This is a genomic window from Saccharomonospora iraqiensis subsp. iraqiensis (genome assembly GCF_000430445.1).
GTDB lineage: Bacteria > Actinomycetota > Actinomycetes > Mycobacteriales > Pseudonocardiaceae > Saccharomonospora > Saccharomonospora iraqiensis.
In genome coordinates this window covers 18,961-24,773 of record NZ_KE387098.1, presented here as the reverse complement: position 1 = coordinate 24,773, position 5,813 = coordinate 18,961, and the positions used below count along the sequence as shown (strand labels likewise).

Annotated in this window: 8 protein-coding genes; 3 read left to right on the top strand and 5 right to left on the bottom strand. The window is 74.5% G+C overall.

The genetic code is table 11. The features are described from left to right. Positions 1-236, top strand: a 236-nt coding sequence (locus tag ACTIR_RS0113835) for a response regulator transcription factor (protein WP_026454732.1), incomplete at its 5' end; no start/stop codon positions are given. Between the two features lie 29 nt (positions 237-265). On the opposite strand, the gene ACTIR_RS0113830 is transcribed toward ACTIR_RS0113835, so the two are convergent. Both ACTIR_RS0113830 and ACTIR_RS0113825 read right to left on the bottom strand, forming a co-directional pair. After that, positions 266-1,396 (bottom strand): class I SAM-dependent methyltransferase, encoded by a 1,131-nt coding sequence (locus ACTIR_RS0113830; RefSeq protein ID WP_034240058.1) that lies wholly within the window; start codon positions 1,394-1,396, stop codon positions 266-268. 90 nt (positions 1,397-1,486) lie between these two features. Continuing rightward, a complete protein-coding gene (locus ACTIR_RS0113825) occupies positions 1,487-2,338 on the bottom strand; it encodes an MEDS domain-containing protein (protein ID WP_026454730.1) in 852 nt (283 codons plus the stop codon). A 128-nt stretch (positions 2,339-2,466) separates the two neighbouring features. Here ACTIR_RS0113825 and ACTIR_RS23330 point away from each other — a divergent pair, with 128 nt between their 5' ends. After that, a complete protein-coding gene (locus ACTIR_RS23330) occupies positions 2,467-3,306 on the top strand; it encodes an alpha/beta fold hydrolase (protein ID WP_052583882.1) in 840 nt (279 codons plus the stop codon). Between the two features lie 75 nt (positions 3,307-3,381). Here the strand turns inward: ACTIR_RS23330 and ACTIR_RS0113815 are convergent, their stop codons facing one another. The 3 genes from ACTIR_RS0113815 to ACTIR_RS0113805 form a co-directional block, all read right to left on the bottom strand. Beyond that, a complete protein-coding gene (locus ACTIR_RS0113815) occupies positions 3,382-4,374 on the bottom strand; it encodes an Acg family FMN-binding oxidoreductase (RefSeq protein ID WP_026454729.1) in 993 nt (330 codons plus the stop codon). Then, the gene (locus ACTIR_RS0113810; RefSeq protein WP_026454728.1) at positions 4,371-4,688 is read right to left on the bottom strand and encodes a hypothetical protein; all 318 of its coding nucleotides are present in this window, start codon (positions 4,686-4,688) and stop codon (positions 4,371-4,373) included. Before ACTIR_RS0113810 ends, ACTIR_RS0113815 begins: the two co-directional genes overlap by 4 nt. A 225-nt stretch (positions 4,689-4,913) precedes the next feature. Beyond that, a complete protein-coding gene (locus tag ACTIR_RS0113805) occupies positions 4,914-5,183 on the bottom strand; it encodes a DUF1876 domain-containing protein (protein WP_026454727.1) in 270 nt (89 codons plus the stop codon). 242 nt (positions 5,184-5,425) lie between these two features. Here ACTIR_RS0113805 and ACTIR_RS0113800 point away from each other — a divergent pair, with 242 nt between their 5' ends. Continuing rightward, positions 5,426-5,761, top strand: coding sequence for a cupin domain-containing protein (locus ACTIR_RS0113800; protein ID WP_007027382.1), 336 nt, complete (start codon positions 5,426-5,428; stop codon positions 5,759-5,761). Positions 5,762-5,813 lie beyond the last annotated feature (52 nt).

The following is a 5,813-nucleotide window of genomic DNA, read 5'->3' as shown; positions in this document are numbered from 1 at the left end:
TGCACCGGCTCCGCGAACGGGACCGGGCCGTGCCGCGGCTCGACGGCGACGGCGACGTCCCGTTGACCGTCCGCGAGCGCCAGGTGGTGGGGCTGGTCGCGCGTGGCCGGACGAACGACGCCATCGCGCACGAACTGGCGGTCAGCCCGCGCACCGTCGCCAAACACCTCGAGCACGTCTACCGCAAGCTGGAGGTGGCGGGCCGGGCCGCGGCGGTCGCCCGACTGCTGGGGTAGACCCCGCGACCCGGCCTGCCGGGCACCCCTCATCCGCGCAGCTCGTAGACGAGGTTCATCTCGGTGGAGGTCGCGATCCGCGCCTCGGCGAAGCCGGCCTCACGGGCGAGTTCCCGCGTCCGGGTCGGGCCCGCCTGGTTGCCGAGACCGTAGGCCGGTTCGGCGGACAGGCCGCTGGGCAGACACACCAGCAGCGAGGCCCCCGCCAGCAGCCTGCCGAGCGGGTTGATCGCCTCGGCGAGCGTGTCCCAGCTCATCGGCTCGACGAGCATCACCGAGCCGCCCTCGGTCAGCGACGCCCGGGCCGCGCGGAGCGCACCGAGCGGGTCCGGCATGTCGTGCAGGCAGTCGAAGAACGTGATCAGGTCGTACGTCCCGTCCAGTTCCCCGGCCCCGGCCGTGCGGAAGGTGGCCCGGTCGGACACACCCGCGTCCTCCGCGCGCCGCCGGGCCAGTGTGATCGAGGTGTCGTGGTAGTCCACTCCCACGAACGTGCTCGCCGGGTAGGCCTCCGCCATGATCACGGTGGAGGCGCCGAGTCCACAGCCCACGTCGGCCACCCGTCCACCCGCGCGGAGCCGGTCCTCGATGCCGGTCAGCGCGGGGATCCAGGAGGAGGTGAGGTGCGCCAGGTACCCCGGGCGGAAGAACCGCTCGGTGCCGAGGAAGAGGTCCTCGTGGTGCTCGTGCCAGCCCATGCCCTCGCCGGTGCGGAACGCCTCGGTGATCCGGTCGAGTGCCCGCGTCATCGCGGTGATGTTCTGCAGTGCGCCCGCGACGTAGCCGGGGCTGTCGGGGTTGGTGAACGCCTCCACCTGCTCCGGTTCGAGACGGTAGCGGACCCGGTCCGCGGTCCCGTCCGGGTCCGCGCCCGTGTCCGCGGTGACGTAGCCCGCGGTGGCCATCGCGAGCAGCCACTCCCGGACGTAGCGCTCGACCAGCCCGGTCCGGTCGGCCAGGTCCGCGGACGTCGCGGGGCCGCGTTCGGCGAGGGCGGTGAACAGTCCGAGCCGGTCACCGAGCAGCGCGAGCGGCACGCTCACCGCCGCTCCCGCGTCCGTGACGACCTGTCCGACGAGCTGTTCCAGGCGTTCGGCGACCACGTCCGGGTCGATCGTGGTGGCGGTCGCCACGTCGTCGGGGGATTTCGTCGATGTCATGGTGGGCTCCTTCCGTGTGCCTCCAGCCCACGCCGCCGGAGCGGGCACCGCCATACGCACTCCGCGCGCTCCGCCGGCACCGGACCCCCGTCAGGCGTGGACCAGACGCATCTTCGGAGTGTCCCGCCGGGACAGTGCCAGGATGCGGGTCAGCGCGCGCGGCGGGTCGTGCAGCACCACCCGGGTGGGGGCGACGCGCTTCGCGAGGTCGGCGAGGGCGTGCACCCCCGCCACGTCGATGAAGGTCAGCTCCTCCAGGTACAGATGCAGCTCCCGGCGCACCGGCAGGGCGTCCAACGCGATCCCGAAGACCTCGCGGGAGGCGAGGTCGAGTTCCCCGCGCAGGCGCCAGGCGTCCGCCACATCGGCGTCGGCGTAGAGGCCCGTCTCCACGCCGAACACCCGGCGCTGCCTGATCGGGTGAACGAAGGACATCGCCGCTGCGGCCGCGGGGTCCACCAGCCTGCCGTCGTACCCGCACAGCAGCAGCACCGGCGACCGGGCGACCAGTTCGTCCATGACGAGTTCCGAGTGGACGAACCGGTGGGCCCCTTCCCGGCCCCGGACCGACTGTGCCGACTCCGCCGCGAGTCGCAGACACCGGTACCCGGCCGCCACCGCGTCGTCCGCCGCGGTCCGCACACTGTCCAGCTGCGCCGCCACGGCCGGCCCGCCGAGCACACCGCGTACCGGGGCGGACGGCAGCAGCGCGAGTTGGCCGGAGCGCAACAGCTCGTCCCGTCCGGACAGCTCCGCGAGGTCCTCCGCGAGTTCGGCCTCGGTCTTGTCGGCCACGTACAACAGTCGCTCGTTCCGCTCGACACCCTCGGCGAAGAACGGCACGAGCGCCTCGATCCAGCTGCGCCGTCCCTCGTGGAACCAACACGCGTGGTCGTGCCAGCCGTAGCCGACGGGCGCGGTGAGCGTGCTTGACCGGCGCATGACACCAGCCTAGGCCCGTGGTGGGTGGGCGGCAGTGTTCGACCACCCCCGTGTGGGGCCCGTGTCGACCCGGTGTGTGGGGCGAAGGTCTCTTCCGTTCCGCCACCCGCGCCGCCGACCGTGGACCCATGTCGACCACCACGACGCCGACCGTCACCCACCCCGCCGAAGGGACCTGGGAACCCGGGCTGGCCTGGCTGAGCGCGGGTTCGGGCAGGCCGCTGCTGTTCCTGCCCGGGATCAGCGCGCGACACGGCCACCCGACCGGGTTCGACCGGCGGTTCACCCTGCGCACGATGCGTCCCTACACGACGCGACGCCGGGTGTGGTGGGTGAACCGCCGCACGCACCTGCCCCCCACGGCCACGATGGGCGACATCGCCGACGACTACGCGGCGGTCGTGGACGCGCACTTCGACGGCCCCGTGGACGTCCTCGGGTTCTCCACCGGGGGCACGGTGGCGCTGCACCTGGCCGCCCGTGCCCCGGACCGGGTGCGGCGCGTCGTGGTCGTCTCGGCCGCGCACCGGCTGGGCCCGTTGGGGCGCACCGCGCAACGGGCGGCCGCGGAGGCGTTCCGCGCCGGACACGTGCGGCTCGGGTCGGCCGCACTGTTCACCCCGCTGGGGACGGGGGTCCCCACCCGGCTGTCGCTCGGGTTGCTCGGCCTGGCGCTCGGTCCCCGGGTGTTCGGGTCCGCGGACTCCGACATGCTCGCCACGCTGGAGGCCGAGGACGCCGCCGACGTCCGGGACCGGCTCGGGGCGGTGACCGCGCCGACGCTGCTGCTCGGCGGTGAGCGGGACGGCTTCTTCGGCCGCGGGCTGTACGAGCGCACCGCCGAATTCCTGCCCCGGGGTGACCTGCGGTTGTGGCCACGCAAGGGGCACCTCCCGCCGCACCACCCCGGCCTCGCCCGCGCCGCGTCCGCCTTCCTGGACACCGCCCCGCCCGGGAGCCCGGACTGACCCCGGACTGACCCGGGGTGGCCCCGGGCCTCACGGGACGACCGGCGTGCCGGTCGCCCCGTTCCACGGTCCGTCTCACGGTTCCCGGTGGAGGACGTCCCCGAGGCTGCGGCGGGGGCTGGCCGGCGGCCGCCCGACCGGGTGCCCCACCCGGAACAGCGTCTGGAGGTACCCGTCGAAGCCGAACCGGCGGGCCAGCTCGGTGCGGATCCGGGGCAGTTGCAGGGGTTGGGTCTGCACCGCCCCCGCGAGCCCGGCCGCGACCGCGGTCAACCACACGCGCTGCAGCGCCGCACCGGCCCGCAGGTGGGCGGACGCGTCGTCGGTGTCCGTGCCCGACAGCAGCATCCGTTCCCGGCGCAGGTTCTCCACCAGATCCGCCCGATCCGGGACCTCCGTCCGCGGGCGCACGATCCCCGCCGAGGGCACGCTCCGGCCCGTCGCCAGCATACTGCTGCGCGCCACGCCCGCACCGTGCCGGCGGTGGTTCTCGTCCCGCACGGTCCACAGGGCCAGTTCCCGTTGGTACCCCTCGTCCCCGCGGTACGCCCGGCCCGCGGCGCTCAGCTGGTCCGCGAGAGCCTCCAGTTCGGCGTCCCCGGCGACCGGGTGAATCCACACGTCCTCCGCCCCGGCGGCCGCGACCAGGTCGGCCACGGTGGCCTCCGGGACCGGCCGTGCCGCGAACGGCGCACGGTGACTGCCCCGCCGGGGCACGGCGGCATGCAACGCGCGTTCGGTCACCGTCGGGTCGGCCCGGCCGACGAGGTCGAACCGGACGCGCAGGGTGGGTTCCTCCGGCTCGGGCGACAACGTCCGCCGGACCGAACGCCCCACGGCCCGCAGCGCCAGCTCCAGGTTCACCGCGGCGGCCCCGCACGAGATGGTGCGGTCCCGGCCCGTGGGGTCGTGGAACGGCAGCACCACGTCGGTGCGCTCGCTCAGTTCGACCCGGTCGGGCCGCACGCGCAGCGTCCAGGGCTGGGTGTTGAGCACGGACGGCGCCGAGGCGAGAGCCTGCCCGAACAGCTCGGTCTCCCAGCCGGCCGGTGCGTCGACCTCGGTCATACGCCGTCCGTGACGTGTGCGCGGGTTTCGTCCGTGGTGCGGTCGGCGTGCGGCTGCCCGGAGAGCATGATGTGGGTGGCCAGGCGCGCCGCCCGGTCGACGGCGCTGTCCACCGCCCGCTCGTCGGTGGCCGATTCGAATCCGCGCAGCAGCGCACCGAACTCGTCACCGAGCCTGCGCACCGCCAGACCGATCATCCGGGGATCGGGCCCCCGGTCGTCCGAGGCGGTGTCCGGGCGCAGCGCGGCGATGACCACGGCGGCCAGTTGTTGGGCCGCCAGTTCGGCCGGGTCGCGGGTGTGGCTCGTCGACATGGGTCCCTCCCCCCGACGGTGTCCTCTGCGAGGTCACCGGCACGGCCCGGGCCCGGGCCGACCGGACCGGGTCCCGGTCCCGACCCGTCCGGCGGTCACCCGTGTCGGTGCCGTACGGCTTCCGGGGTGATTACCCGACGGTGGCGGGGCACAACCCGAACCGGGGACCTGTCTCCGTCGGTCACCGGCCGGATCCCGGGCGTGTGGCCTCCGCGGGCACGGTCCCTACTCGGCCAGGTGGGCGGGCTGGTGGGTCACCGATTCGATGTCCTCGGCGGTCGCCTCGATCAACTGGTGCGACAGGTCGGCCAGTGCGCGCGCGACCGCGAGTTCGTCCCCGATCTCGGGGACGTCGGCGTCCCGCGGGTTGCGTCGGGCCACGCCCATGCCCCGCCTGGTGGATCCGGAATCGGTGCGCAGGGTCGCCTCGGCCCGGGTACGGTCGTCGTGTTCGTCGACGGCGATCTCCATCGTCCACTTCGCTTGGTGTTCCACGATCTGCCCCGTCCTCTCCTCGTGGGCGGCGCCGAACGGGCGCGCCCTGACCCCAGTCAAGGATCCCCGCCCCGGCCGGGACAAGGGCACTTCGTCCCGGCCCCGCTGTCACCCGGGGCAGGCGGCCGGGCACCGCGGGGACGACCGGGCGTGCCGCCGAGGGCCTCTCCCGTTCCCGTGTCGGGACGGGCCGGGCTACGGTGACGGACACCAGCACCGCACCGAGGATGGGAGCGAACACCGTGACCGACCACTCCACCGTCACCGCGACCGGCGCGCTGGCCACCGAACTGCTCGACGAGGCGCGGGCGGCCCACTCCCACCGGACGGCCCGCACGCTGGTGTCCGGCACCACGCTGCGCAGCACCCTGATCGCGATGACCGCCGAGACGGAACTGGCCGAGCACGACTCCCCGAGCGCGGGCACGCTGCACGTGCTCTCGGGCACGGTGCTGCTGCGCACCCCGAGCAGGCAGTGGCAGCTCTCCGACGGTGACCTCGCCACCCTCCCTCCGGAACGGCACTCCGTGCACGCCGTCACCGACGCGGCGATGCTGCTGACGGTCGCGCTGCACTGACGCGCCGGGGCGGCCCGCCGCGGACCGTCCGGGGCGGCCGGGCTCAGCCGTC

Excerpts from the sequence above, each read along its gene's own strand:
- ACTIR_RS0113830 (WP_034240058.1), bottom strand. The coding sequence starts at position 1,396 with ATGACATCGACGAAATCCCCCGACGACGTGGCGACCGCCACCACGATC.
- ACTIR_RS0113825 (WP_026454730.1), bottom strand. The coding sequence starts at position 2,338 with ATGCGCCGGTCAAGCACGCTCACCGCGCCCGTCGGCTACGGCTGGCAC.
- ACTIR_RS23330 (WP_052583882.1), top strand. The coding sequence starts at position 2,467 with ATGTCGACCACCACGACGCCGACCGTCACCCACCCCGCCGAAGGGACC.
- ACTIR_RS0113815 (WP_026454729.1), bottom strand. The coding sequence starts at position 4,374 with ATGACCGAGGTCGACGCACCGGCCGGCTGGGAGACCGAGCTGTTCGGG.
- ACTIR_RS0113810 (WP_026454728.1), bottom strand. The coding sequence starts at position 4,688 with ATGTCGACGAGCCACACCCGCGACCCGGCCGAACTGGCGGCCCAACAA.